The 23,176-nt window shown below is 71.1% G+C and carries 23 protein-coding genes; 8 read left to right on the forward strand and 15 right to left on the reverse strand.

Going from position 1 to position 23,176, the window contains the following annotated elements:
* The first annotated feature begins 143 nt into the window (after positions 1-143).
* Positions 144-986, forward strand: a complete 843-nt coding sequence (ddaH, locus tag ACH34T_RS01070; protein WP_395989992.1) for a dimethylargininase — start codon at positions 144-146, stop codon at positions 984-986.
* Positions 987-996: 10 nt separating this feature from the next.
* On the opposite strand, the gene ACH34T_RS01075 is transcribed toward ddaH, so the two are convergent.
* Positions 997-1,569 carry a helix-turn-helix domain-containing protein gene (locus ACH34T_RS01075; protein WP_395989993.1) on the reverse strand — a complete coding sequence of 191 codons (573 nt, stop codon included), beginning with the start codon at positions 1,567-1,569 and terminating at the stop codon, positions 997-999.
* A gap of 71 nt (positions 1,570-1,640) precedes the next feature.
* Between ACH34T_RS01075 and ACH34T_RS01080 the strand changes: the two genes are divergently transcribed.
* The gene (locus ACH34T_RS01080; RefSeq protein ID WP_395989994.1) at positions 1,641-2,639 is read left to right on the forward strand and encodes a hypothetical protein; all 999 of its coding nucleotides are present in this window, start codon (positions 1,641-1,643) and stop codon (positions 2,637-2,639) included.
* Here ACH34T_RS01080 and ACH34T_RS01085 read toward each other — a convergent pair.
* A complete protein-coding gene (locus tag ACH34T_RS01085; RefSeq protein ID WP_395989995.1) occupies positions 2,626-4,086 on the reverse strand; it encodes a wax ester/triacylglycerol synthase family O-acyltransferase in 1,461 nt (486 codons plus the stop codon). The genes ACH34T_RS01080 and ACH34T_RS01085 overlap by 14 nt on opposite strands.
* A gap of 187 nt (positions 4,087-4,273) precedes the next feature.
* On the opposite strand from ACH34T_RS01085, the gene ACH34T_RS01090 reads away from it, so the two are divergent.
* Positions 4,274-4,951, forward strand: coding sequence for a uracil-DNA glycosylase (locus tag ACH34T_RS01090; protein ID WP_395989996.1), 678 nt, complete (start codon positions 4,274-4,276; stop codon positions 4,949-4,951).
* A 180-nt stretch (positions 4,952-5,131) separates the two neighbouring features.
* On the opposite strand, the gene ACH34T_RS01095 is transcribed toward ACH34T_RS01090, so the two are convergent.
* The gene (locus ACH34T_RS01095) at positions 5,132-5,986 is read right to left on the reverse strand and encodes a hypothetical protein (RefSeq protein ID WP_395989997.1); all 855 of its coding nucleotides are present in this window, start codon (positions 5,984-5,986) and stop codon (positions 5,132-5,134) included.
* A gap of 154 nt (positions 5,987-6,140) precedes the next feature.
* On the opposite strand from ACH34T_RS01095, the gene ACH34T_RS01100 reads away from it, so the two are divergent.
* Both ACH34T_RS01100 and ACH34T_RS01105 read left to right on the forward strand, forming a co-directional pair.
* The gene (locus tag ACH34T_RS01100) at positions 6,141-6,917 is read left to right on the forward strand and encodes a lysophospholipid acyltransferase family protein (protein ID WP_395989998.1); all 777 of its coding nucleotides are present in this window, start codon (positions 6,141-6,143) and stop codon (positions 6,915-6,917) included.
* A 92-nt stretch (positions 6,918-7,009) separates the two neighbouring features.
* A complete protein-coding gene (locus tag ACH34T_RS01105) occupies positions 7,010-8,173 on the forward strand; it encodes a DUF5925 domain-containing protein (RefSeq protein WP_395989999.1) in 1,164 nt (387 codons plus the stop codon).
* A gap of 13 nt (positions 8,174-8,186) precedes the next feature.
* Here ACH34T_RS01105 and ACH34T_RS01110 read toward each other — a convergent pair whose 3' ends face one another.
* Positions 8,187-9,368, reverse strand: a complete 1,182-nt coding sequence (locus tag ACH34T_RS01110; RefSeq protein ID WP_395990000.1) for a trans-sulfuration enzyme family protein — start codon at positions 9,366-9,368, stop codon at positions 8,187-8,189.
* A gap of 349 nt (positions 9,369-9,717) precedes the next feature.
* Positions 9,718-10,506 carry a DUF2470 domain-containing protein gene (locus ACH34T_RS01115; RefSeq protein WP_395990001.1) on the reverse strand — a complete coding sequence of 263 codons (789 nt, stop codon included), beginning with the start codon at positions 10,504-10,506 and terminating at the stop codon, positions 9,718-9,720.
* Positions 10,507-10,572: 66 nt separating this feature from the next.
* On the opposite strand from ACH34T_RS01115, the gene rpsD reads away from it, so the two are divergent.
* Positions 10,573-11,178, forward strand: coding sequence for a 30S ribosomal protein S4 (gene rpsD / locus ACH34T_RS01120; protein ID WP_395990002.1), 606 nt, complete (start codon positions 10,573-10,575; stop codon positions 11,176-11,178).
* A gap of 162 nt (positions 11,179-11,340) precedes the next feature.
* Here rpsD and ACH34T_RS01125 read toward each other — a convergent pair whose 3' ends face one another.
* The 10 genes from ACH34T_RS01125 to ACH34T_RS01170 form a co-directional block, all read right to left on the reverse strand.
* Positions 11,341-11,844 (reverse strand): MarR family winged helix-turn-helix transcriptional regulator, encoded by a 504-nt coding sequence (locus ACH34T_RS01125; RefSeq protein WP_395990003.1) that lies wholly within the window; start codon positions 11,842-11,844, stop codon positions 11,341-11,343.
* 96 nt (positions 11,845-11,940) lie between these two features.
* Entirely contained in the window at positions 11,941-12,972 is a 1,032-nt protein-coding gene (locus ACH34T_RS01130; protein ID WP_395990004.1) for a hypothetical protein, read from the reverse strand.
* Between the two features lie 24 nt (positions 12,973-12,996).
* Positions 12,997-14,295, reverse strand: a complete 1,299-nt coding sequence (locus ACH34T_RS01135) for an MCE family protein (protein ID WP_395990005.1) — start codon at positions 14,293-14,295, stop codon at positions 12,997-12,999.
* The gene (locus tag ACH34T_RS01140) at positions 14,292-15,380 is read right to left on the reverse strand and encodes an MlaD family protein (RefSeq protein WP_395990006.1); all 1,089 of its coding nucleotides are present in this window, start codon (positions 15,378-15,380) and stop codon (positions 14,292-14,294) included. The genes ACH34T_RS01135 and ACH34T_RS01140 overlap by 4 nt, the downstream gene beginning before the upstream one ends.
* Complete coding sequence (locus tag ACH34T_RS01145) at positions 15,380-16,450, reverse strand: MCE family protein (RefSeq protein WP_395990007.1); 1,071 nt, start codon at positions 16,448-16,450, stop codon at positions 15,380-15,382. Before ACH34T_RS01145 ends, ACH34T_RS01140 begins: the two co-directional genes overlap by 1 nt.
* Positions 16,450-17,472 carry an MCE family protein gene (locus tag ACH34T_RS01150; RefSeq protein ID WP_395990008.1) on the reverse strand — a complete coding sequence of 341 codons (1,023 nt, stop codon included), beginning with the start codon at positions 17,470-17,472 and terminating at the stop codon, positions 16,450-16,452. The genes ACH34T_RS01145 and ACH34T_RS01150 overlap by 1 nt, the downstream gene beginning before the upstream one ends.
* Positions 17,472-18,551 (reverse strand): MCE family protein, encoded by a 1,080-nt coding sequence (locus ACH34T_RS01155; RefSeq protein WP_395990009.1) that lies wholly within the window; start codon positions 18,549-18,551, stop codon positions 17,472-17,474. Before ACH34T_RS01155 ends, ACH34T_RS01150 begins: the two co-directional genes overlap by 1 nt.
* Positions 18,548-19,609 (reverse strand): MlaD family protein, encoded by a 1,062-nt coding sequence (locus ACH34T_RS01160; RefSeq protein WP_395990010.1) that lies wholly within the window; start codon positions 19,607-19,609, stop codon positions 18,548-18,550. Before ACH34T_RS01160 ends, ACH34T_RS01155 begins: the two co-directional genes overlap by 4 nt.
* On the reverse strand, positions 19,606-20,460 hold the full coding sequence (locus tag ACH34T_RS01165; RefSeq protein ID WP_395990011.1) for an ABC transporter permease: 855 nt from the start codon (positions 20,458-20,460) through the stop codon (positions 19,606-19,608). The genes ACH34T_RS01160 and ACH34T_RS01165 overlap by 4 nt, the downstream gene beginning before the upstream one ends.
* The gene (locus tag ACH34T_RS01170) at positions 20,460-21,263 is read right to left on the reverse strand and encodes an MlaE family ABC transporter permease (protein ID WP_395990012.1); all 804 of its coding nucleotides are present in this window, start codon (positions 21,261-21,263) and stop codon (positions 20,460-20,462) included. Before ACH34T_RS01170 ends, ACH34T_RS01165 begins: the two co-directional genes overlap by 1 nt.
* A 284-nt stretch (positions 21,264-21,547) precedes the next feature.
* Here ACH34T_RS01170 and ACH34T_RS01175 point away from each other — a divergent pair, with 284 nt between their 5' ends.
* Positions 21,548-22,168 (forward strand): MarR family winged helix-turn-helix transcriptional regulator, encoded by a 621-nt coding sequence (locus ACH34T_RS01175; protein WP_395990013.1) that lies wholly within the window; start codon positions 21,548-21,550, stop codon positions 22,166-22,168.
* 201 nt (positions 22,169-22,369) lie between these two features.
* Positions 22,370-23,158 carry a lytic transglycosylase domain-containing protein gene (locus ACH34T_RS01180; RefSeq protein ID WP_395990014.1) on the forward strand — a complete coding sequence of 263 codons (789 nt, stop codon included), beginning with the start codon at positions 22,370-22,372 and terminating at the stop codon, positions 23,156-23,158.
* Positions 23,159-23,176: the final 18 nt, after the last annotated feature.

The raw sequence follows: 23,176 nt of genomic DNA on the forward strand, positions 1-23,176 counted from the left end.
GATCCCGCCAACGCGCAACAAAGTGCCGGCAGGCGGCGAAAGACGCAACGAAACTCCAGGTGGGAGCAAGGTTGGCGCATTGGTTCGCGAGCGCTTGCTTTCTAGGCTTTCGATCGGTCGGACCTAGCCCCCTGGAGATGCGCATGAGCGTTCTGCCGGTAACGGCGCCCGGTGTCGGTTCTGAGCGGACGGCGCTGCGGCGGCGGTATCTGATGTGCCGCCCCGAGCACTTCGCCGTCAGCTATGCCATCAATCCGTGGATGGACCCGGCGGCGGGAGCGGACGCCGGGAAGGCGGTGGAGCAGTGGGAGGCCCTGCGGGCGGCGTATCTGGGGCTCGGGCATGAGGTGAGCCTCATCGACCCGATCGAGGGGCTGCCCGACATGGTGTTCGCGGCCAACGGCGCCCTGGTCGTCGGCGGACGGGTCTACGGCGCGCGATTCACGCATCCGGAACGGCATGCGGAAGGGCCCGCCTATGCGCGATGGCTGCGGAAGAACGGCTTCTCCGAAGTGCTGGACGCGGAGCACACCAACGAGGGAGAAGGCGATTTCCTCACGCTGGACCAGGTGATCCTGGCGGGGACCGGTTTCCGGACGGAGATCGCCGCACATCAGGAGGCGCAGGAATTCCTCGGCCGTCCGGTGGTGACGCTCCGGCTCGTCGACCCGCGGTTCTATCACCTGGACACAGCGCTGTTCGCGCTCGGCGGCGGGAACGTGGCGTACTTTCCCGGGGCGTTCTCACCTGGCAGCCGCGCGGTGCTGGAAAGGCTGTTCCCGGACGCGATATTGGCGGCCGAACGCGACGCGGCCGTGCTCGGCCTCAACGCCGTGTGCGACGGACGCAACGTCGTCATCAACGCCGAGGCCGCCGAGCTGATCGAGACGCTGCGCGGCCGCGGATACGAACCCGTCCCGGTGGACATGTCCGAGCTCCGGAAAGCGGGCGGCGGCCCCAAATGCTGCACCCTGGAACTGCGTTAGCGCCGGCGCGTCATTTCTGCCGGGGCCTGGCGCGCAGATGCATGCGCTCGCCCTGTGGACCGAAAAGGCTGAGCAGTTCGACCGTGCCGCCGTGGCCGCTGAACCAGTGCGGCAGCCGGGTGTCGAACTCGGCGGCCTCGCCCGGCTCCAGGATCAGCTCGCGTCCGGCGAGGAAGAGGCGGAGCCGCCCGTTCAGGACGTACAGCCAGTCGTAGCCCTCGTGGGTCTGCGGGTCGGGCGTCCAGCGGCGCTCAGGGACGATTATCTTGAACGCCTGCACACCGCCGGGACGCCTGGTCAGCGGCAGTACGGTCATGTCGTGCATGCGCTGAGGACGGGGCCTGATCCGCGGGTCGCCGACGTCCGGGGCGCCGACGAGCTCGTCCAGCGGGACGCGGTGGGCCTGCGCCAGCGGGAGGAGCAGCTCCAGGCTCGGCCGCCGCTTGCCCGACTCCAGCCGCGACAGCGTGCTCACCGAGATGCCGGTGGACTCGGCGAGCGCGGTCAGCGTGACGTTCCGTTCCTGCCGCAGCCGCCTCAGCCTGGGGCCCACACCGGCGAGGACGTCCTCGGTCGTCTCCATGCGTTCATTGCAGGAACGGCAAAGCGGTTTGTCAAACGCGGACCCCGCGGCCTCCCTCTAGGGTGACCTGCATGAGACCGGACGAGCGGCGGTGGCGAGACGAGCGAACGAGCCTCAACGCCTCGCGCGGACCGCTCGGCGAGGCGGCGAGCGCGCTGTACCCGGACGTTCCGCGCGTCGCGGGCACGCCGTTGCTGTGCCGCGAGGAATGGGTTCCGGACGTGCCGATACCGCTGGAAGACGTCCGGCTGGAGTGGGATGCGCGGGACGTCCCACCGGCCGTCGCCGACCCGGCGGACGGGCTGCCGGACGGCTACCGCACGTACGCCGAGGCCATGGCCGCCCTGACACCGCCGAAGGTGTTCGAGGACCGACCGAGCTACCGGCTTCTCGAAGCCCGGCCGCCCCTGCTCCGCCTCGGCCCGGCGCGCTACTTCGACGGCGTGAACGTGGGTGAGCCGGTCGCGCACGAACTGGCGGCCGCAGTAGACGGCCTGCCGCTGCGCACAAGGGTCGGCGACCCGTGCGGCCTGACCCGCCGGACGGCCCTCCCCGCGATCACGACGCTGACCGTCACCGGAACCGAGTACGTCCTGCATTGGCGAGATCCGGCGAAGGTCGCGCACGCAGGCGGCCTCTACCAGGTGATGCCGGTCGGGGTGTTCCAGCCCCTGGACGACGAACGGCCGGACATCTGGGCGTGCATGGTCCGCGAATTCGCAGAAGAACTGCTCGGAATGGACGAGAACTACGGCGCGGGATTCGTCCAGGAGGAGTGGCCCTTCCACCGCGCGTTGACGTCAGCCCGCGAACAAGGGCGCCTGCGCGCGCACTTCCTCGGCCTTGGCGTAGACCCGCTAACCTTTGCGCTCGACCTGCTGACGGTGGTCGTCATCGACGGCGACGCATTCCGCGAACTGTTCGGCAAGCTGGTCGCGGTGAACGACGAGGGCGAGGTCTCGACGGCGCCGTTCGACGGGACGGTCCCGCGGCCGATGCAGCCGGCCGGGGCCGCGGCGCTGCGGCTGGCGTGGCGGCACCGGGCGGGCCTCGGGATCACTCCCGGCTGAGGTCCCGTAGCTCGTCCAGCGCGTCCACCAGGTGGTCGACGATCTCGGACGGGTCCGGGACGAGCTCCCGGCAGGCGACGATCCCGACGTTCACCTTGCCGTCGTAGGAGAAGACGGTGATGTTGAGGCCGCCGGTGACGTCCGTGATGACGGAGATCGGATAGTAGGCGAGCACCCGGGCCCCGCACATGTACAGCGGGAACTGCGGTCCCGGCACGTTCGAGATGATCAGGTTGATGGGCCGCAGCGACATCGTCGGCGCGGCCTGGAGGGCGAGGCGGGTGGCGGCGCCCGCGATCGGCGCGGGCAGCAGGGCGCTGATCTCCTGCACCCAGCCGCCCGACGACCCGGTGAACCGCCGTTTGGCGTTGTCCATGTCGCGCCGGACGGCCAGGTACCGCTCGGCCGGGTCGGGGACGTCGGTGGCCAGCCGCGTCGCCATGACGGACACCTGGTTCCCGGCGCCGGCGCCCGCGCCGCCGGTGCGCGCGGCGCCGCGCCGCAGCGACACCGGGACGGCCGCGACGAGCGGACGGTCCGGCAGGTCGCCGCGCTTGTCGAGCCACTGCCGCAGCGCCGTCGCGCACAGCGCCATGACCACGTCGTTGACGCTGCCGCCGAGCCCCTGCCTGATCTCCTTGATCGCGTCCAGCGGCAGCTCGCCGCAGGCGACGGCGCGGCGGCGTCCGATCTGCTGGTTGAACGGGGTCGGCGGCGCGCTCATCCGCGGCGCCCGCGGCACCTCGGGACGCCGCAGCGCGCCCTGCACGACCGACGACATCAGCCCCACGCCCGGGATCGCCGCCACCCCCGGGATCTCGTCCAGATACGGGGCGGTGCGCGCGACGGACACGGCCGTGCGGACGGGATGCAGCGCCGTCCTCAGCAGCCCGGTGCCGACCATGCCCGCGGTGCCGGGCGCGCGCGCCGGCTCCGACTCGTCGGCGGGCAGCTCGCGCGGCTCCGGCGACAGGTCGAGCAGCGCGGCGAGCGCCTCGGCGGCCATCACGCCGTCGACGGCGGCGTGGTGCACCTTCACGTAGACGGCGGTCAGGCCGCCCGCGAGCCCCTGGATGAGGAACATCTCCCACAGCGGGCGCGACCGGTCGAGCGGCTGCTCGTGCAGCATCGCGACGACGTCGGCGAGCTGCCGGTCGTCGCCCGGCGCCGGGAGGCCGATCTCGAAGATGTGCCGGACGGGATCGAAGTCCGGGTCGTCCTCCCAGTACGGGTGGTCGAGGCCGAACGGCACCTGGACGAGCCGCTGCCGCAGCGGCCGGGCCGCGAGATGCGCGCGGTTCCGGACGAGCTCGGCGACGAGCGGCACGGTGAGCCGTCCGCCGGGGCACGCGGCCGCGTCGACGATGCCCAGCCCGGCGATGTGGGCCTGGGTGGTGCCGGTCTCCGCGTTGAGGAAGGTGGCGTCCACGGTGGTCAGCTGGGTCATGCTCTCTTGTCCGTCCGCTCGGATTGCGCCTGCATGTCCTCTAGGAGATGCCGCCTGAGACCGCAGGTCAACGCGGTCCGGCAGGAAGTAACCCGGACTTAACAGGACGTTTCACGCGGTTCACATGGCCGCCCAAGCCGGGCGTTCACCCAGCGGGCGCATGATCATCGCATTAGGGTTGTGCCCCATGACGGCACGACCACTCACGGAGATCGTCGAAACCGGGTGGGCGACCGCGCTGGAGCCGGTCGCCGGGACGATCGCCGCCGCCGGCGACTGGCTCCGCGCCGAGGTCGCCGCCGGACGCCGCTACCTCCCCGCCGGGAACCACATCCTGCGCGCCTTCACCCGGCCGTTCGACGACGTCCGCGTCCTCATCATGGGCCAGGACCCGTACCCGACGCCCGGGCACCCGGTCGGGCTCAGCTTCTCCGTGGCGCCGGACGTCCGGCCGCTGCCCGGCAGCCTGATCAACATCTTCCGCGAGTACTGCGACGACCTGGGCCATCCCGAACCGTCCAACGGCGACCTCACCCCGTGGACGGAACAGGGCGTCTGCCTGCTCAACAGGTCGCTCACCGTCATGCCCGGCAAGCCGGGCTCGCACCGCAACAAGGGCTGGGAAGAGGTCACCGAGCAGGCCATCCGCGCCCTCGCCGCCCGCGGCCGCCCGCTCGTCGCGATCCTGTGGGGCCGCGACGCCCGCAACCTCAAGCCGCTGCTCGGCGGCGTCCCGTGCGTCGAGTCGCCGCACCCGAGCCCGATGTCCGCCGACCGCGGCTTCTTCGGCTCCCGCCCCTTCTCCCGCGCCAACCAGCTCCTGGAACAGCAGGGCGCCCAGCCTGTCGACTGGAAGCTGTTCTAGCCCAGGGGGCGACCCCCTGGAACCCCCGTCACGAGCCGGTCGATCCTCACGCCACGGTGCGGCTGTGTTGTGACCGTGCGGGTTCCGTGACCGTGGCGCTGCGGTCGCCCGGCTCGGCGGGCATGCGCCCTCCGCTCGCAGAGCTCGCTCCACGCGCCTGCCCGTGACCGGCGCTGAGCTTTAGACCTCTCCGGGGAGACGGTGGAGAAGGGAGGCGAACTCGGGGGAGGCGTCGGGGTTGGCGGGGAGGGGGGTCAGGCGGCGCTCGCCGTGGCTCCAGTAGACGCCGGGGGCGCAGGGGTCGTCGGCGTCGGCGTGCATCTCCCGGACGACGTCGGAGAACACCGGCAGGACCTCCCGGACAGCCGCCGACATGATCGGGTAGAGCAGCAGCGTGCTGTGGCACGGGACGCCGACCAGCGCGCCGTGCTCGTTCGGCCACGGGAGGAACTGGTCGACCTCGCTGAGCAGCGCCGACACGTACCGGCTGCCCGGCTTGGTGACGACGCGGACGTTGCGTCCCGGCAGCAGCGGCTGGTCGCGGACGGCGACGTCGGCCAGCTCGCGGTCATGCGTGTTCGTCATCACGTAGCCGAGCTTGTGCAGGCCGAGCAGCCCGGCGCGGGCCTTGGTGAGGGGGCCGCCGTAGCGGGGGTGCTCGATCATCACCATCGCGTCGAAGTGGTCCCCGGCGGGGACGACGACGAGGCCCTCCCGGTCGCGGGGGGCGAGCTTCGGCACGATGCGGAGCCGGAGCAGCTCCCTGACGTCGCCGAACAGCTCCATCTCGCCGACGGCGAGGAACGCGCGGTCGCCGACCTCGCGGACCCACTCGTCCACCACCTTCGGCCACGCCGAGCGCGGCTCCCTGGCGCAGCGTTCGAGCACGGTCCAGCTGGAGGCGCGCGCCTCCGACCGGCCGACGGGCAGCACCACCTCGGAGGTGCCGGAGTCGAACCAGGCGCTGGGCGCCAGGGCGGGCAGCACGTCGCGGATGAGCTCGTGCACGTCCGCCGCCGCGTCCAACGGTTCCATCTATGCTCATCCCCTTTCACACCCTCAGGGGGATCCTCGGGCTTCAACGGCTCACGTCACAACCCCACCTTCTCAGAGTTCCGGTCGGTTGTGGGACCCATCCGGATCCCCGCCCGCACTCGCTGATCATGGAGGCCTCAAGTACCGTGCTGCCATGCCCGAAATCGTGTATCCACCGGTGATCATGACGGCTCGCTGCGTGTTCAAGGCCCTGAACATCAAGATCCGTCTGGAGGGGACCGACCAGATCCCCCGTACCGGAGGCGCGGTGCTCGTCAGCAACCACATCAGCTATCTCGACTTCATCTTCGCCGGGCTCACCGCGCATCCGGCGAAGCGGCTGGTGCGGTTCATGGCGAAGAAGGAGATCTTCGACAACCGGATCGGCGGGCCGCTGATGCGCGGGATGCGGCACATCCCCGTCGACCGGGACGCGGGCGCCTCGTCGTACGCGGCGTCGCTGAAGGCGCTGAAGGGCGGCGAGATCGTCGGGGTGTTCGCGGAGGCGACGATCAGCCGCTCGTTCACGGTGAAGGACATCAAGAACGGCGCGGTGCGGATGGCGGTCGCCGGGAAGGTGCCGCTGATCCCGGTCGCGATCTGGGGCCCGCAGCGGCTGTGGACGAAGGGCCGCAAGCGCCGGCTGCTGCAGCGCGGCGTGCACGTGACGATCCTCGTCGGCGAGCCCCTGCACCCGAAGCGCGGCGACGACTACGACCAGTTCACCCGGGATCTGCACGCCCGGATGTCGGAACTGCTGGAGAAGGCGCAGCGCGAGTACCCGGACGTCCCGAAGCCGGGCGAGACGTGGTGGCAGCCCGCCTACCTCGGCGGCACGGCCCCGACTCCGGAGGAGGCCGAGAAGCTCGACCTGCGGGAGGCCGAGGCCCGCAAGACCGCCGCCGACGACGGCGGCGGCGGCGCATCCTGACGGGCTGCGACGGCTACTGACGGGCGGTCGGCGGCCCCCGGCGGGGCTAATTCGGTGGACGCGGTCCGCCGACGCGCCTGATCATTTATGGCATGACCACGCCACAGGAGAGGACGCAGGAGATCCTCCATCTCGTCGAGCCCCGGGAGAACGTCACCGACCCCGGGCCTGAGTCCGTGCTGCCCGTGGTCTTCAACCTCAGCGACAACAACTCCCCGGCCGACGTGATGGACGTGCTGTCGCTGCGCCCGTTCGCGTCCGGCGAGCAGCCCTGGTCCCGGTCGACGCGGCTGGAGCACGTCCGCGCGGACGCGCCGCTGCGTCCCGGCGACGCCCGGACCGTGCGGGTGGCGCACGAGAAGGGCAAGGAGTCGCTGCTCGCCGAGGGCGACGGCTGGACGCTGCTGACCAACCGGTGGAAGAGCGGCGTCGCCTACGTCGCCGTGTCCGCCGTGACGGACGAACTGGCGGAGGCCGTCCTCGAAGCGTCCGTGAAGGACGCGACCGACCCGCCGAAGGTGGACGAGACCAGCGTCGAGATGGGCTTCTGGCACATGGGCACGCACGGGCCCGTCCGCAACGAGCGCGCGATCACCGCCGACGCGTGGGCGGACATCCGCCGCAACTACACCGCGCCGGTCGCCGAGGCCCTCGACGAGGTGATGCGCCTCGGCCGCGACGACGTGTCCGGACGGCTGCTGCTCCTGCACGGCCCGCCCGGCACCGGCAAGACGACGGCGTTGCGCGCGCTCGCCCGGGCGTGGAACGACTGGTGCCAGTCCGACTGCGTCCTCGACCCGGAGGCGCTGTTCGGCACGCCCAGCTACCTCATGGAGGTCGCGGTCGGTGACGACGAGGACGAGAACCGCCGCTGGCGGCTGCTCGTCCTGGAGGACTGCGACGAGCTGATCCGCGGCGAGGCCAAGCAGTCGACGGGCCAGGGCCTGTCGCGGCTGCTCAACCTCACCGACGGGATGCTCGGGCAGGGCCGGGACGTGCTGGTCGCCATCACCACCAACGAGGACCTCGCGATGCTGCATCCGGCGGTCGTCCGTCCCGGGCGCTGCCTCGCGCAGATCGAGGTGGGGCGGCTCACCCGCGCGGAGGCGGTGTCCTGGCTGGACGGCGCCGAGGCGCCGTCCAGCGAGATCGGGGCCGACGGCGCGACGCTCGCCGAGCTGGCCGCGCTCCGCAAGGGCGAGAAGCGCCATGACGACCAGGACGCCCCGACCACCGCGACCGGCTTCTACCTGTAGGCGTCGACGCGGATCAGGTCGCCTTGGCGAGGGCCTGGTCGATGTCGGTCCACAGGTCGTCGGGGTCCTCAAGGCCGATGGACAGCCGGACCGTCGCCTCCCCGATCCCGGCGGCGGCGAGGGTCGCGGCGTCCATCTGCCGGTGGGACGTGCTCGCGGGGTGCATCACGAGCGTCGCGATGTTGCCGAGCGACGGGCCGAGCGAGATGAGCCGGACGGCCTCGGAGAAGGTGCGGCCCGCGTCCCGTCCGCCGGCGGGGTCGAAGGCGAGGACGCCGCCGCTCCCGTCCGGCAGGAGCCGGCGCGCCACCTCGTGCTGCGGATGGTCGGGCAGCCCCGGATAGTGGACGCGGGCGACGGACGGGTGCGCGGCGAGGCGGCGGGCGATCTCCAGCGCGGACGCGCTCTGCCGCTCCACCCGCATCGGCATCGTGGCGAGGCCGCGCACGGTCAGCCAGGCGCCGAACGGGTCGGCGACCGAGCCCATGTCGATGGAGAAGTCCCAGACGCGGCGGTACACGGCGTTGTCGGCGAAGACGGCGATGCCCCCGATGACGTCGCCGTGCCCGCTGAGGTACTTCGTCGTCGAGTGGACGACGATGTCGGCGCCGTGGTCGATGGGCTTGCAGAGGGTCGGCGCGAAGGTGTTGTCGACGACGGTCAGCACGTCCGTCCCGTGGACGGCCGCGGTGAACGCGGGCAGGTCGGTCACGTGCGTGTTGGGGTTCGCGACCGTCTCCAGGTAGAGGAGGCGGGTGGTGGGACGGAGCGCGTCCCGCACCTCCGCCGGGTCGTCGCCGGAAACGTAGGTGACGTCGACGCCCCACCGTTCGGCGAGGTCCTGGAACAGCGCGTACGTGCCGCCGTAGAGGGTGGTCTGGGCGATGACGTGGTCGCCGCTGCGCAGCAGGCTCATCAGCACGGTGCTGACCGCGCCCATGCCGGACGCGGTGGCGAGCGCCCCTTGCCCGCCCTCCAGCTCGGTGACGGCCCGTTCGAGGGAGCGGACGGTCGGGTTGGCCATGCGGGCGTAGAAGAAGGCCTCGTCCGGTCCGTGGAAGGCGGCGGCGAGGTCGTCGGCGGCGTCGAAGGCGAACAGGTGGCCCTGGTAGAGCGGCACGGCGAGCGGACGGCTGCCCACCGGCGTGATCACGGGCGGGTGGACGGCTCTGGTCTGCGGATGGTGTCCGGTCATGACTCCAGCCTGCGGCGGCGGACCGGCCGATGGAAACGGCCAATTCCGACCAGTGGCCCATTTCCAAACCAGTGGCCCGGACCACGCCCCCCGTCATCGCGGCGCCGGACCACCGGCCCGGCCGAAGGCGCACCGGACGCCCCCGCGGCCCGGTACGGTTCCCCGTCACCGGCTCACCCACCCCGCGAGGGCGAGCCGGTGATCGGGGTCGTCCCGGACGGGTGACGCTCGGCGTCCCTCGGCCGGAGACTTGAGCATCGCCCGGCGAGGGGTCCGCGCGCCATCCGGGAGATCACCGGCAAATTGCCGGGTTAGTCCGGTATCCGGGTTTCTACGTACTACGAGGGCGTTACGGGGTGGCTCGGGCGAACAGCCGCCGGTACACGCACCGCAGACCGTGGAGATCACTGACAGGCTCGGCGAAGGGGAGCCGCAGGTCGAACGTCGCGTGCGCGTCCGATGGCGGTGCGGAGCAGCGCAACCACATACCGTACCTGTCGAGCGCGAGTGGTCTGACCGGTCCGGGCGGGACGGATTCCGGCGGCAGGCCCGCGAGCTCGTCGCGGTGACAGGCGTCCAGATGCGTGAGGATGCCCGACTCGACGGCGACGAACGGGTCGGGCGCGGCGGCGGCGTACTCCTCGGGTTCGAGGGTGGCGCTCCCCCACGCGTCGTCGATCTCGACCTGGGCGACCTCCAGCGCGAGGATCGTCCACTCCCGGCGGCCGTCCCGCTCCGCGCCGAGGTCGAGCAGCTCGGGCCGCGGATGGGCGTGCGAGACGCGGAGCGCCGCGGCGCGCAGCTCGGCGTCCGGGACCTCGCTGAGCCAGCCGTGCAGCCAGGCCCGGCCGCGGACGCGGTCGGCCAGCGCGACCGGCGCGACGTCGGAGATCCGCAGCGTGGCGGGCACGTCGGCGTCCGCGTCCGGCGCCGGGTTCCGCAGCCCCGCCGCGATCGGCGACGCGGACTGGACGAGCAGCAGCGGCCTGCCGTCCCGGTCCGTCGCGTGCGCCGGGACGGGCGCGTACGGCACGCCGGGCGCGACGAGGACGCCGTCCGCGATGCCGTAGGCGAGGGTCCGCGCCCGCTCCGCCGCCGTGGGGCCGTCCACCGTCTTCGTGGTCTCCGCTCGCCGCACCTTGCCTCCTTGACCTACCAGGTTAGGCTTACCTAACTTAGGCATACCTAACCACCAAGGAGCGTGATGAACAACCCTCGTCCCAAAGTCCGGATCTCGCGGGCGCTCGGCATCCCGCTGACGCCGAAGGCCGTCAAGTACTTCGAGGCCCGCCCTTACCCGCCCGGCGTGCACGGCCGCGCCCGCAAGCAGGAGTCCGACTACAAGGTCAGGCTCCGCGAGAAGCAGCGCCTCCGCGCGCAGTACAACATCCGCGAGGCGCAGCTCCGCAACGCCTTCGCCAAGGCCGCGAAGACCGGCGGCAAGACCGGCGAGGCGCTGATCGTCGACCTGGAGCGCCGGCTGGACGCGACCGTCCTGCGCGCCGGGTTCGCCCGCACCATCTACCAGGCCCGGCAGTTCGTCGTGCACCGGCACATCCTGGTGAACGGGCGGCGGGTCGACCGTCCGTCCTACCGGCTCCGCCCCGGCGACGTGATCACCGTCGCGCCCCGCAGCCGCGCCATGGACGCCTTCCAGATCGCCGCCGCCGGCGGCAACACCGAGCACGTCCCGGCCTACCTGAACGTCCGCCACGACGCCCTCGTCGCGCAGCTGACCAGGCTCCCCGAACGCCACGAGATCCCCGTCATCTGCGACGAGCAACTGGTAGTCGAGCACTACTCGCGTTAACCCAGGGGGGCGACCCCCTGGAACCCCCGTCACCGGCCGGTGAACCGTTTCCCGAGCCGCTGGCGCGTCTCGTGAAACGGCCCCCCGACCGGCGGGCCGTGCGACCTCCGGCGCTGGGCGCCTCCGGCCGCACGACCCGTGGTGGCGGGCTGGGGTCTTGGGTCAGTGGAGGGCGCCTAGTTCTTTGCGGGCCTTGGTGCGGAGGGTTCGGAGGGCGTCCACGAGGACGTGACGCTGGTCGTCGGTCAGGGGGGCCGCGAAGTGCTCGCGGAGGGTTTCGGCGTGGACGCGCAGGGCCTCGTCGAGTTTCGCGCGGCCGGCGTCCGTCAGCTCCACCAGCTGGCGGCGGCGGTCTCCGGGGGCGGGCTCGCGGCGGACGAGGCCCGCCTCCACCATCCGGTCGATGATCCGGGTCATGCCGCCGCTGGTCAGGATCAGCTCGCCGGCCAGGTCGCCCATCGTGTGCGGGCCGGACCCGGCGGCGCCGGACAGCTTCAGCAGGACCTCGAACACCGCGTGCCGGATGCCGCAGCGGCGCTCCAGCTCCCGGCCCGCGATCCGCTCCAGCACGGACGCGGCGCTGAGCAGCGCGCCGAACTCGTGGACCAGCTCGTCCGGGACGACTCCGCCGTCGGTCCTGCGCTCGCCCGGTTCCGTTTCCGTCACGGTCGACATGATGCCCCGCCTTCGTCCAGCGACCCCGTCCATCCGGACAACGCGCGGCGCCCCGCGCGGCTTCCACGCGGGCGCCCCGGTTGATCGTCAGTTGTTCGGCTTGTCGCTCTTCTCCGCCTTCGGCGACTTCGACGCGCCGCCGCCCGGGACGCCCGGGAGTTGCTGCCCCGGCTGCTGGTTCTTGTTCTGCTCGTTGACGCCCGACGCGTACTGCTGGGTGACCTTCCATTCGCCCTCGACCTTGCTCAGGGACAGCCGCAGCAGCGTCGCCGGCTCCCTGGCCTGGCCGTCCTTGGTCCTGAGCGAGATCTCCACCATGACCACCGCCGTGGCGAACCTGCCGTCGACGCCGCCCACGAAGACCTGCTCGGTCTTGGACGACACCGCCACCTGCGGATCGGCCTGGAACGCGCTGGTCAGCGAGGGCAGCGTGTTCTTCTTGAACTCGTCGAGGAGGTCGCCGGCCATCAGCTTCTGCGCCTTGCCGGACTGCGTCTGGTAGTTCTGCGCGTTGTAGCTGAACGCCAGGTCGCCGTAGGCGGAGGCGGCCCTGCTCACCGCCGCCCGGTCGTCCTCCTTGGCGGAGCGGGAACTCGCGCTCCGCCACTGCCAGATCGCCAGGCTGGCCAGCAGCGCGACCAGGACGACGACCACGACGGCCTGCACCATGCCGAGCCCGAAGATCGTCGGCCGGGCGGCATGAGCCTCCGGCGCGACGTTCTTTCCGGCGGGCTCCTTCTCGTCTGGGGCTTCCAGGTGGGAGGGGCGCGTCGGCTTCGCGGGCTTGGCGGTGGGTTTCGCGGGTTTCGCTGCGGGCTTGGTCGGGCGGGGCGGGGACTCCTCCTCGGGCTCGTCGAGCTCCTCGTCCTCGGCGTCCAGGGCCTGCAGGACCTCGTCGAGGTCCTCGTCGTCGATGACCTCGATGACCCGCACCCGGCGCTTGCGCTTGGCGGCCGGACGCGCCGGACGCTCCGGAGGGGCCGGACGCTCCGCGACCTCGGTGTCCTCGGGCGCCTCGGTCTCCGGCGCCTCGGTCTCCGGCGCCTCGGTCTCCGCCGGCGCCGCGTCCGCCTCGTCCGAGACCTTGTCGGGCTCGTCCCTGGTGGTCTTGGCTGTCACTTCGGGCACTCCTCGGGATTGGGGTCAGTCCTTGCCCCGACGCAGTCGGGTCAGGCGGGACACCACGGGCACCGAGCCCATCATGACCCTGATCAGCACCAGCAGCGCGAGGACCGGGGGGACGTACACCAGCCACGCCGGCGGCCCGCCGGACGAGTCGTCGCCGGTGTTCGCGGCCTTCCCGGCCCGCACGCTCCGCTGGTCGAGCGCGGGATCGTGGGTGGGGATCGTCTCACCCGGGTTCTTGGCCTTGTAGGGCTTCTGCTGTGTCACCGCAGGGGTCCGCCCGCCGGGGCAGGCCGGGACCTTGTTCACCGCGGGCTGCGGCAGCGGGTACTTGTACTCCAGCGCGGCGGGCTCCTTCAGCGTGACCTGGAAGACGACGTTCAGGACGGGCTTGCCCTGGTCGATCCCGATCACGTTGTCGAGGACGACCCTCAGCGACGGCGCGTACTGGAGCGTCTTCCGCAGGTCGGTCAGGTAGCCGGGGTTGTGCGTCGAGATCCCCAGGGTGCCGAGCATGTCGACGGCGCAGCCGAAGTCGGGGCCGGTCTCGTCCAGCAGGTCGTTGACCGTGTCGAGCAGGCCGGGGCCGCGGTCGCGCAGCTCGGCGATCCGGCCGCGGACCTGGCCGAGCGCGGCGGTGAGCGCGGCGAGGTCGTCGATCCCGGCGCCTAGCGAGCCGCGGTTCTGGTTCAGGACGCGGGTGATCCGGGCGAGGTCATGGGTGAGGCCGTCGAGCAGCTCGGTGTTCTGCGCGAACGTCCGCGTCAGGTCGTCGCCGCCGTTGATGATCTGGCGGAGGGAGTCCTCGCGTCCGGCCCAGCCCTCGGCCAGCTCGTGGGTGAGGACCTTCGCGTCAGCGGGATCGATCGCCTTGAGTGTGTCGATGACCGCGCCGAACAGGTCGCCGTACTTGGGCGGGACCTTCGTGTGCGACACCGGGATGACGCCGCCGGGCTTCATCGGCGGCGCGTCCGCCTTGCCGGGGCCCGGGGTCAGCTCGACCACCGGCTCGCCGACCGCTGACTTGCGGGCCGCGGCCGCGGTGACGCCCTGCGGGATCTTGACGCCGCGGTCGATGTCCAGCCGGACGACGACCCTGTCCCCGTCCAGCTTCACCGAGTCGATCTTGCCGATGCGCAGGCCGAGATAGTCGACCTCGAAGTTCGGGTGCAGGCCGGGCGACGACTCGAACTCCACCGTGATGCGGTACGGCCGGTCGATGAAGTCGAATCTGATGACGTTGTTGAACGCCCACACGGCCATCACCACGGCGAGCGCGGCGAAGACCGCCAGGTTGACCGTCAGCCGCCTGTTCATCCCCGCCCTCCTAGGATCGCGTCGAGATCGGGGAGCGCGCCTTCGAGCCCGTCCGGGAGCTCCGGGGCGGGGGCGGGGGACTTCCCGTTCCCGTTCTTGTTGCCGTTCTTGGGCTTCTCGCTCAGGCCGGGGAAGATCGGCGTGCCGTCCGGCCAGACGATGCGGACGATCGGGTACAGCAGCAGCTGGCCGTCATAGGTGGCCAGCGGGATCTTCTTCGAGAAGGCGACCAGGCCGTTCACCAGGGCGGTGAGCCGCCGGCGGTTGCCGCCGAGCTGCTGCAGGACGGGGTCGAGGTCCGCGAGCAGTTTCCGGAACCGCAGGATGCGTCCTTCGAGGACCTTGTCGTTCAGCTCGCGGGCCATCCGGGTGAGCCGGTCGACCGTCTTGAGGATCTTCTCCTTGTCGTCGTCCAGCATCCGGGTCGTGCGTTCCAGCTGGACGGGCGTCTCGTTCAGCGCGTCACTGCCCCTGGCGAGCGACCGGCCCAGCCTGGCGAACCGGTCGACCGACTCGCCGAGCTCCCGGCGCTGGTCGGCGAACATCTTCAGCAGGACGCTCGCCTGCGCGACGGTCGTGTTGAGCTTCTGGCCGTTGCCGTCCAGCGCGGTGGCCCCGGCGTTGACGACCGTCGCGACGTCGTTCCCGGCGAGCGCCTGGATCAGCGGGCCCGCCTGCCCGACGACCTGCTCGAACGCCGGCTGGACGCTGGTCTGCGCGATCGTGTCGCCGGAGGCGAGGAACGGGCCGCGGCCCATGCTCGCGCCGGGCGGCATCCGCAGGTCGACGTAGTTCTCGCCGAGCAGCGACGTCACCTTGATCTCGGCGCGGGTGCCCTTCGGGATCCTGACGTCGTCCTCGATGGACAGCGTCACCTTCGCCCGGTAGCCGTCGAGCCGGACCTTGGTGACGCTGCCGACCGTGATGTCGGACATCTTGACGCTGTGCCCGGCGACGAGCTGCTGGACGTCGTCGAACGTCGCCGTCAGCGTCAGGTCGCCCTTCGGCGCGCCCGCCGTCGTGTAGGAGCAGCCGGAGACCGCCAGCGCCAGGACGGCCACAAGGACGAAAAGGGTCCTGCCCATCAGTTGCCTCCGTTCTGCCAGGGGCAGTTGGAGTTCGGCGGCGGCAGCGGGCAGCCGATGTCGTCGTTGTTCAGCAGGCCCTTCAGCCACGTCCGCAGGAACGCGTCGGTGGCGAACCGGATCTGCAGCGACTTGTTCTTCGGGTTGTAGGCGTTGAGGAGCAGCTCGTTGACGCCGGGCAGCGCGTGGATCAGCTGCGCCAGCTCCCTGGAGTCGCCCTTGAGGGTGAGCGCGGTCCGGGTGAGGACGGCGAGGTCGTACGGCAGGCGCCCCTTGTACTTCTGGATCAGCTTGTCGCCGTTCTTCGCCAGGTCGAGGACGCCGCCGATCAGCTGCTGGAGCTCGCCGCGCTCGGCGGCGAGGACCCGGCTGGCCTCGCCGAAGTCGCGGATCACCGAGCCGAGGACCTGCTCGCGTCCGCGGACCACCCCGGCGAGGCGGCTGAGGTTCCGCGCGACCTCGATGAGCTCCTCGTCCTGCCCGGCGACGTTCTCGACGAGGCGGGCGCTCTGTTCCAGGGTGGCGTTGAACTCCCGGCCGTTGCCGTTCACCGTGCCGGCGGCGGTGCCGAGCGCGCTCTGCATCTTCGTCGGGTCGAGCGCGTTCGCGAGGTTCGTGAACGAGCTGAGCGCGTCGTCCACCTCGACCGGGACGTGGGTGCGCTCGATGGGGATGACACCGGACGTCTCCTTCGGCTGACCCGGCTTCCACGCCGGATGCAGGACGAGGTTGCGCTCGCCGATCAGGTTCAGCGGGACGATCGACGCCTGCACGCCCCTCGGCAGCGGGACGTCGTCGCGCACGTGGAACGTCACCTTGACTTTGTCGCCCTGGTTCTCGACCCTCTCGACGAGTCCGACGTCCGCGCCCATCACCTTGACCTTGGACTCCGGGTAGAAGGAGCGGGCCTTCGGGACGTAGACGACCATCGTCCGCTCATCGCCGCCGTCGCTGCCCGGCGAGGTGATCGAGCAGCCGCCGAGCGACGCGGTCATCGCCAGACCGGCCGCGATCGCGACGCCTCTCCCAATGCTCCTTCCGGGGCGCGCGTCCGTCATGGCTCGGCGCATCAGTTGCCTCCCTGCTGGCGGCGGGTGGAGACCGGGCCCGGCGGCTGGAGGGGGCCGAGGCCGGTGAGCACGCCCTCCAGCCACGGCCCGTTGCCCCTGAGGATGGCGAGCTGCTGGAACGTCGGCCCGAGCAGCGAGAAGTCGGTGTTCAGCGCGTCCATGTTTGGGGCGAGCCTGGTGGTCAGCAGGTGCAGGTTGTCCAGGAGCGTGTTGAGCTCCTTCTGGTTCGTGGAGATCACGTTGGAGAGCGTCCGGACGGTGCGGTTGCCCTGCCCGATCGTCGCGGCCAGCTCGTCGCGGTGGCGCACCAGCGTCCGCAGCAGCACCTGGCTGGCGTTGATGATCTCGCGGAGCCGCTCGTCCTTGCCGGCCAGCGTGCCGGTGATCGTCTTGCTGTTCTCGATCAGCTTCTGGATCTCGGGATAGGAGTCGTTGAGCATCCGGGACAGGTCCTGGACGTTGACCAGGACGCGGTTCAGCTTCGCCGCGCCCGGTGACTTGATCTTGTTGACCTGGGTGAGCAGGCGGTCGATGGTCCGCTGGTCGAGCCTGCCGACGATGTTCTGCGCGCCCTCCAGCGCGTCCGGGACGGTGAACGGGACGCTGGTCCGCGACAGCGGGATCCGCCGCCGCGACTCGGGGACGTCCGCCATGTACGGCGCGGCGACCGGGCCCGACAGCCGCAGGTACCGGCCGCCGAGCAGCGTCGTCGTCTGGATCTCCGCCCGGGTCTTCGGCCCGAGGTCGATGCCCGCGTCGACGTGCCAGGTGACGACGACCACGCCGCGCCGGAAGTCCGGCTCGACGGACGTGACCCGGCCCGACTTCACGCCCGCGACGCGGACGTCCTGCCCCTTCTTGAGCCCGGCGGCGTCGCTGAACTCGCCGGTCATCGTGTAGCCGCGGTCGAGCAGGTGCAGCTGGCCCACGGCGAACGCGAACACGCATCCGGCGGCGAGCGCGGCGAGGGTGACGAGCGCGACGACCCTGTGGTTCGCGTCCCGGAGCGACTTCAGCGCCATCAGCCGCGCACCCCCAGCAGCATCTTCCGCAGCTCGGCGAGGTCGCCCTTGGACGGGGCCCCCGCGCCGGGCGACTTCGGCAGCGTCATCGGGAACGGGCACGGGCCCTGCACGATGTTCAGGCAGAGCGCGTTCGTCCGCAGGTAGTGGCCGCCGTTCGCGGACGAGAACAGCTGCCGCAGCGTGAGCGGCAGCTGCTGCACCATCTTCTCCAGCTCGTCGACGTTCAGCCGGAACGTCTCGCTGAACCTGCCGAGGTTGTCGATGATGCGGGCGAGCTGCGCGTCGTTGCCGCCGAGCACCTGGTTGAGGTTGGCGGTGACGCCGGAGACCTCCACGACCGCGTTCTCCAGCAGCCTGCGGTTGTCCGCGAAGACCCTGGTGAGCGACTCCAGGTTGTCGACGCTGGCCGCGATCTGCCTGTCGCGGACGGCGACGGCGTCGCTCACCGTCTCGTAGTCGTCGATCATCTTCTGGATCGTCGTCCGGCGGGCGGCGAACGTCTGGAGCAGCATGTCCAAGTTGTCGGTGAGCAGGGAGACGTTCTGCTCGTTGCCGTCCAGCGCCTGCGAGAACGAGAACAGGATCTTGTTGAGCTGGTTCGGGTCGAGGCTGCGGGTCAGCGGGCCGAGGTCGTTGACGATGGCGCCGAGGTCGACGACCGACCTGGTGTGCGGGACGCGGTCGCCGTCGCCGAGCATGGCGCGCTTCCTGCCCGGCTCCAGGTAGACGACCCGCTGGCCCATCACGTTGCGCCAGCGGATCGCGGCGGTGGAGTCGGACGGCAGCCGGACGTCGTCGTCGACGGCCATGTCCACCACGGCCTTGCCGCGCACCACCTTGATGCCCTTGACCTGGCCGACGGGCGTGCCCGCGACCTTCACGTCGTCGCCCTCCAGCAGGCCCGTGACGTCGTCGAACGTCGCGGTCAGCCGGTAGCGGGACGCGAAGCTCGCGCCGAGGATCTGCTGGCCGATGTAGAACGTGAGCAGCCCGGTCACCGCGACGAACACCAGGAACTTCACCGTCGTGGCGCGGCCGGGCCCGCGCGCGGCCTTGGCGCGCCGCCGCCCGCTCACGGCCGTCCCCCGGGCATCGGGGCGGTGAAGGCGGTCGTGGCCGGTTTGACGGGGCAGATGTCGATGAGGATCTGGCAGAGATCCAGCGGGAGGTCGTCGCGCGCCTGCGCGATCATCGTGCCCTCCGGGCCGGGGACGCGGATGATCTGCGCGAGCAGGTTGAAGAATCCGTTCAGGCTGTCCAGCAGCACGGGGATGTTGCGGCGCTGGCCGTTGAACACGGCGACGACCTGGCCGCCCGAGTCGATGATGGTGCCGAGGTTGCGGCCGTGCCGCTGGAGGTTCGTGCCGAGCGTGTCGCCGAGCCGGCCCGACTGGTCGAGCAGCTGCGTGATCTTGTCGGGGCGCTCGTTGATCGTGCGGGAGAGCCGGTTGAAGTCGCCCGCGAAGCCCGCGAGGGTGTCGCCGCGGGACGAGAGCGTCCCGGACAGCCCGTGAATGTCGCCCAGCAGCGCGTTGATCGCCGCCCGGCTCTCGTACGTCGCGTCGACGACCTCGGCGCCGTTGTCGATCGTCCGGCGCAGCGCGGGGCCCTGGCCGGAGAGCCCGCTGCCGAACGTGCGCAGGATCGTGGCGACCTCGTCCGGGTTGATGGCCTTGGTGAGCTTGTAGGTGGGCCAGGCGGTGTCGGACAGCTCCTCCGGGTCGCGCGTCTTGGCGACCTTTCCGCCGTCCTTCAGGTACGGGCCGGTCAGCTCGTGCGCGCCGAGGTCGAGCGCGAGGTCCTTCGGCCCGAACACCGAGATCGGCTCGACCGCCGCGACCGCCGTGTCCGCGACCCTGACCCCCTTGTCGACGCGGAACCGGACGTTGACGCGCCCGCTGTCGACCAGCGTGATCTCGTCGACGGCGCCGACGGCGATGCCGCGGACCTTGACATCCGACTTGCCGGGGTCGAGGCCCTGGCCGGCGCGTCCGAACGTCGCGGTGTAGTAGGTGGAGCCCTCGTGCGACGGCGTCGTCCCGACCGCGACGAACGCCACGGCGGCCGCGATGACGCCCGCGCCGGCCAGCCCGAAGACCGTCCGGGAGCGGCTCGACAGCGTCTCCTCGCTCATCCGGTCAGCCTCACCGTGCTGCCGTGGCCCCAGAAGATGTACGACAGGACCAGGTTCATCAGGATCATCAGGATGGTGGACTCCCGGATCGCGCGGCCCGCGGCGACGCCGACGCCGACCGGCCCGCCCGCCGCGTAGTAGCCGCGGTAGCAGTGCACGAACATGATGATGAACGCGAACACCGCGACCTTGACGACGCTGTAGAACACGTCGATCGGCGGCAGGTAGAGGTGGAAGTAGTAGTCGTAGATGCCGGGTGAGAGCCCGAAGTAGTGGATCGTGATGAACCGGGTCGCGAAGAACGCCATGAACAGCGACACCAGGTACAGCGGCACCAGCGCGATGACCCCGGCGGCGACCCGCGTGCACACCAGGTACGCCAGCGAGTTGATGCCCATGACCTCCAGCGCGTCGATCTCCTCGGAGATCCGCATCGCGCCGATCTCGGCGGTGAAGCCGGTGCCGACCTGCGCGACCAGCGCGACGCCCGCGATGATCGGGGTCACCTCGCGGACGTTGGAGTAGCTCGCCACCAGCCCGGTGAACGCCTCCGCGCCGATCCGCTCCAGGCCCGGGTAGCCCTGCAGGCCGACCATCGCGCCGGTGGCCAGCGACATCGTCGCGATCACGAAGATCATGCCGCCGCCGATGACGAGCGCGCCGACGCCGACGGTGATGTCGCTGACCTGCTTGGCGAGCGTCCTGCCGTACTTGCGGCGGACGATGATGTCGACAACCAGGTGGTACAGGACGCGGCCGAGGAACACGGGCAGGTCGGCGGAGGCGGCGAGCCCGGCGGTCCGGCCCCGGACGGCCCGGCCCAGCCTGCGCACGGGGGAGATGGCGACCATCAGAACCTCGGCGGGAAGAGGACCTGGTAGATCATGGTGAGGACGTAGTTCGTCGCGAACACCACGATCGAGGTGACCACCACCGCCCGGTTGACCGCGCGGCCGACGCCGACCGGCCCGTAGTCGCAGTTCATGCCCATGTGGCAGGCGACGGCGGCGGCGATGAACCCGAACACCCACGCCTTGAACAGGGTGATCACCAGGTCCGGGAACTGGAGCAGGGTCGTGGCGCCGTCGAAGAACGCGCCGGGGCTGACGCCCTGCTGGATGACGTTGAAGTAGTAGCCGCCCAGGACGCCCGCCAGGATCACCACCGAGCAGAGCAGCAGGGACACGGTGCTCGCCGCCCACAGCCTGGGCGTGACCAGGCGGTGGACCGGGTTGATGCCCATGACCTCCATCGCCGCGAGCTCGTCGCGGATGTTGCGGGCCCCCATGTCGGACGTGATCGCGGACCCGCCGACCCCGGACACCAGCAGCGCCGCGGCCAGCGGCGCCACCTGCTGGATCATCGCGGCGGTCAGCAGCGCGCCGGTGCCGGACTGCGCGCCGAGCTGCCGGGCGATGTCGCCGACCTGCAGCGAGATGGTCGCGCCGAGCGGGACCGCGATCAGCATCACCGGGACGCTCGTGACGCGCGCCAGGAACCAGCACTGCTCGACGAACTCGCCCCACCACTGGCGCAGGTCCCAGGTGCGGCGCAGACCCTCCAGGAGGGTCACGCACAGCAGTCCGGTCTCGTCGAGCGTCCGCCCGACGCGTCTGCGCGCGAGGTCCGGGGCCTTCGTCAGGCTCAGGGCCATCAGCCGGTGCCCTCCCCCAAGGGGGTTTGGTGAAGGTACAAACCAGCCTCCTTCGTTCTCGGACGTCGGCGCTCATCCGATACTCCGGACCCCTGCCGCGGCACGGGGCGCCGTCGTCGTGCTCGTTCGCGCGCCACCGTGGTCTCGGCCGAGACCGGGATCACACGCGGAGCCCGCGCCCAAGCAAGCACTCGGGCACCGCATGTGATCTGAGGCACTCTATTGGAAGAAGGTCTAAGAAGCGAGTACTTACATGTCGTTTTATCCGCGGCTAAGATCATCCGGTGCGAACCGAGGCGCGACACGACACCGAGAGAGACGCGACGGCGGAGGACAGGGCGACGGCGGACAGGACGACGGGCGCGGCGGACGACGTCGACCCGCTGGTCATGGGCGTCCGCGACCGCTGGGACGAGCAGGGGCTCCGCGGCGGGCCCTGGCCGTTCATGGCGATCTGCGCGGTGGGACGGCTCAACCAGCTCCTGAAGAAGGCCCTGGACACCGAGCTGAAGCGGCTGGACCTCACCCGGACCGGCTACTTCCTGCTGACCACCCTCGCCCTCACCACCCACGGGCGGGCGCGGCTGAGCACGCTCGGCCGGATCCTGATGATGCATCCGACGACGGTGAAGCTCACCGTCGACCAGCTTGAGGCGGCGGGCCTCGTCGCCCGCGCCCCCCATCCGCACGACCGGCGCGCCACCCTCGTGGCGATCACCGCCGCCGGACGGGACCGGGCCAACGACGTCAGCCTGGCGCTGGAGTCGCCGGGCGGCGAGCTCGCCGCGTTCGACGGCATGCACCGCGAGATCTTCGAAGCGCTGCAACCGGCGCGACTGGCGGCCGGAGATGTGGAACTCTTGAACCCTGGCGCGGGGCGCGATCGGGGGCGCCGCGACGGGTGAACCACGTGTCGCCCGGCCCCCGTACAGGCTCATGGACTCCGTTCATGGAAGATCCCATGGACGACACGACCCCGGGCGATAAGGCAGTCTTCTCCTATGCCACAGAGTCACGGCACGCGCAGACGTCCCCCAGCCTCCTCCCGGCGCGCCCGTTCCGGGCCGGGGCGACCGGACCGTTCGGGCGGGCGCGACGCCGCGCAGGTGCCCCCGCCCCGCGAGGCTCCCGAGCCGCGCGGCGGCGAGCGCGGGCCCGGCGCGTACGCGCCCTACGACCCCTATGACCCGTACGGCGGCGGGCCGCCGCCGCCCGGCGACGTCCGGCCGTCCAGGGAGCGGCGGCTGTGGCGGCTGCTCAGCAGCAACATCGTGATCACGGTCGTGGCGACCGGCGCGATCGCCGCGGCGGTCGTGCTGGTCGACATCGGCCGCTTCGTCGGCGACGACGACACCAAACCGCCGAAGATGGCCGCCGGTGACCTGTCGACCAACGACATGCTCACCCGGCTCACGGCCGGGTCCGACATGGACCCGGTCATCGCGGACGCGGTCGCCGCCGCCAAGAAGCGCGCCTACGAGAAGCACAAGCGCGAGATGGCGGAGCTGAAGAAGAGGGCCGAGAAGGAGGCGGCCGCCCGCGCGAAGCTGAAGGCGCAGCAGGAGAAGGAGCGGCTCGCCAAGCTGAACCCAAGCGCCAAGCAGAACAAGGCGTACGGCAAGAAGATGAACGCCCTCAAGGGGTGGGGCGGCTGCTGGTCGTCGCTGCTGACGCTGTGGAACCATGAGAGCGGCTGGAACGAGCGGGCCGAGAACCCGTCCAGCGGCGCCTACGGGATCCCGCAGGCGCTGCCGGGCACGAAGATGGCCAGCTCCGGGTCCGACTGGCGCACCAGTTCGCCGACGCAGATCGCCTGGGGGCTCGGCTACATCAAGGCCCGTTACAAGGACCCGTGCGGCGCGTGGTCGTTCTGGCAGTCGCACAACTGGTACTGACCGCGCGCGGCGGGCGCC

The sequence above is a fragment of the Actinomadura sp. 9N215 genome, from assembly GCF_044326345.1.
GTDB lineage: Bacteria > Actinomycetota > Actinomycetes > Streptosporangiales > Streptosporangiaceae > Spirillospora.

Excerpts from the sequence above, each read along its gene's own strand:
- ddaH (WP_395989992.1), top strand. The coding sequence starts at position 144 with ATGAGCGTTCTGCCGGTAACGGCGCCCGGTGTCGGTTCTGAGCGGACG.
- ACH34T_RS01075 (WP_395989993.1), bottom strand. The coding sequence starts at position 1,569 with ATGGAGACGACCGAGGACGTCCTCGCCGGTGTGGGCCCCAGGCTGAGG.
- ACH34T_RS01080 (WP_395989994.1), top strand. The coding sequence starts at position 1,641 with ATGAGACCGGACGAGCGGCGGTGGCGAGACGAGCGAACGAGCCTCAAC.
- ACH34T_RS01085 (WP_395989995.1), bottom strand. The coding sequence starts at position 4,086 with ATGACCCAGCTGACCACCGTGGACGCCACCTTCCTCAACGCGGAGACC.
- ACH34T_RS01090 (WP_395989996.1), top strand. The coding sequence starts at position 4,274 with ATGACGGCACGACCACTCACGGAGATCGTCGAAACCGGGTGGGCGACC.
- ACH34T_RS01095 (WP_395989997.1), bottom strand. The coding sequence starts at position 5,986 with ATGGAACCGTTGGACGCGGCGGCGGACGTGCACGAGCTCATCCGCGAC.
- ACH34T_RS01100 (WP_395989998.1), top strand. The coding sequence starts at position 6,141 with ATGCCCGAAATCGTGTATCCACCGGTGATCATGACGGCTCGCTGCGTG.
- ACH34T_RS01105 (WP_395989999.1), top strand. The coding sequence starts at position 7,010 with ATGACCACGCCACAGGAGAGGACGCAGGAGATCCTCCATCTCGTCGAG.
- ACH34T_RS01110 (WP_395990000.1), bottom strand. The coding sequence starts at position 9,368 with ATGACCGGACACCATCCGCAGACCAGAGCCGTCCACCCGCCCGTGATC.
- rpsD (WP_395990002.1), top strand. The coding sequence starts at position 10,573 with ATGAACAACCCTCGTCCCAAAGTCCGGATCTCGCGGGCGCTCGGCATC.
- ACH34T_RS01135 (WP_395990005.1), bottom strand. The coding sequence starts at position 14,295 with ATGAACAGGCGGCTGACGGTCAACCTGGCGGTCTTCGCCGCGCTCGCC.
- ACH34T_RS01140 (WP_395990006.1), bottom strand. The coding sequence starts at position 15,380 with ATGGGCAGGACCCTTTTCGTCCTTGTGGCCGTCCTGGCGCTGGCGGTC.
- ACH34T_RS01145 (WP_395990007.1), bottom strand. The coding sequence starts at position 16,450 with ATGCGCCGAGCCATGACGGACGCGCGCCCCGGAAGGAGCATTGGGAGA.
- ACH34T_RS01150 (WP_395990008.1), bottom strand. The coding sequence starts at position 17,472 with ATGGCGCTGAAGTCGCTCCGGGACGCGAACCACAGGGTCGTCGCGCTC.
- ACH34T_RS01160 (WP_395990010.1), bottom strand. The coding sequence starts at position 19,609 with ATGAGCGAGGAGACGCTGTCGAGCCGCTCCCGGACGGTCTTCGGGCTG.
- ACH34T_RS01165 (WP_395990011.1), bottom strand. The coding sequence starts at position 20,460 with ATGGTCGCCATCTCCCCCGTGCGCAGGCTGGGCCGGGCCGTCCGGGGC.
- ACH34T_RS01170 (WP_395990012.1), bottom strand. The coding sequence starts at position 21,263 with ATGGCCCTGAGCCTGACGAAGGCCCCGGACCTCGCGCGCAGACGCGTC.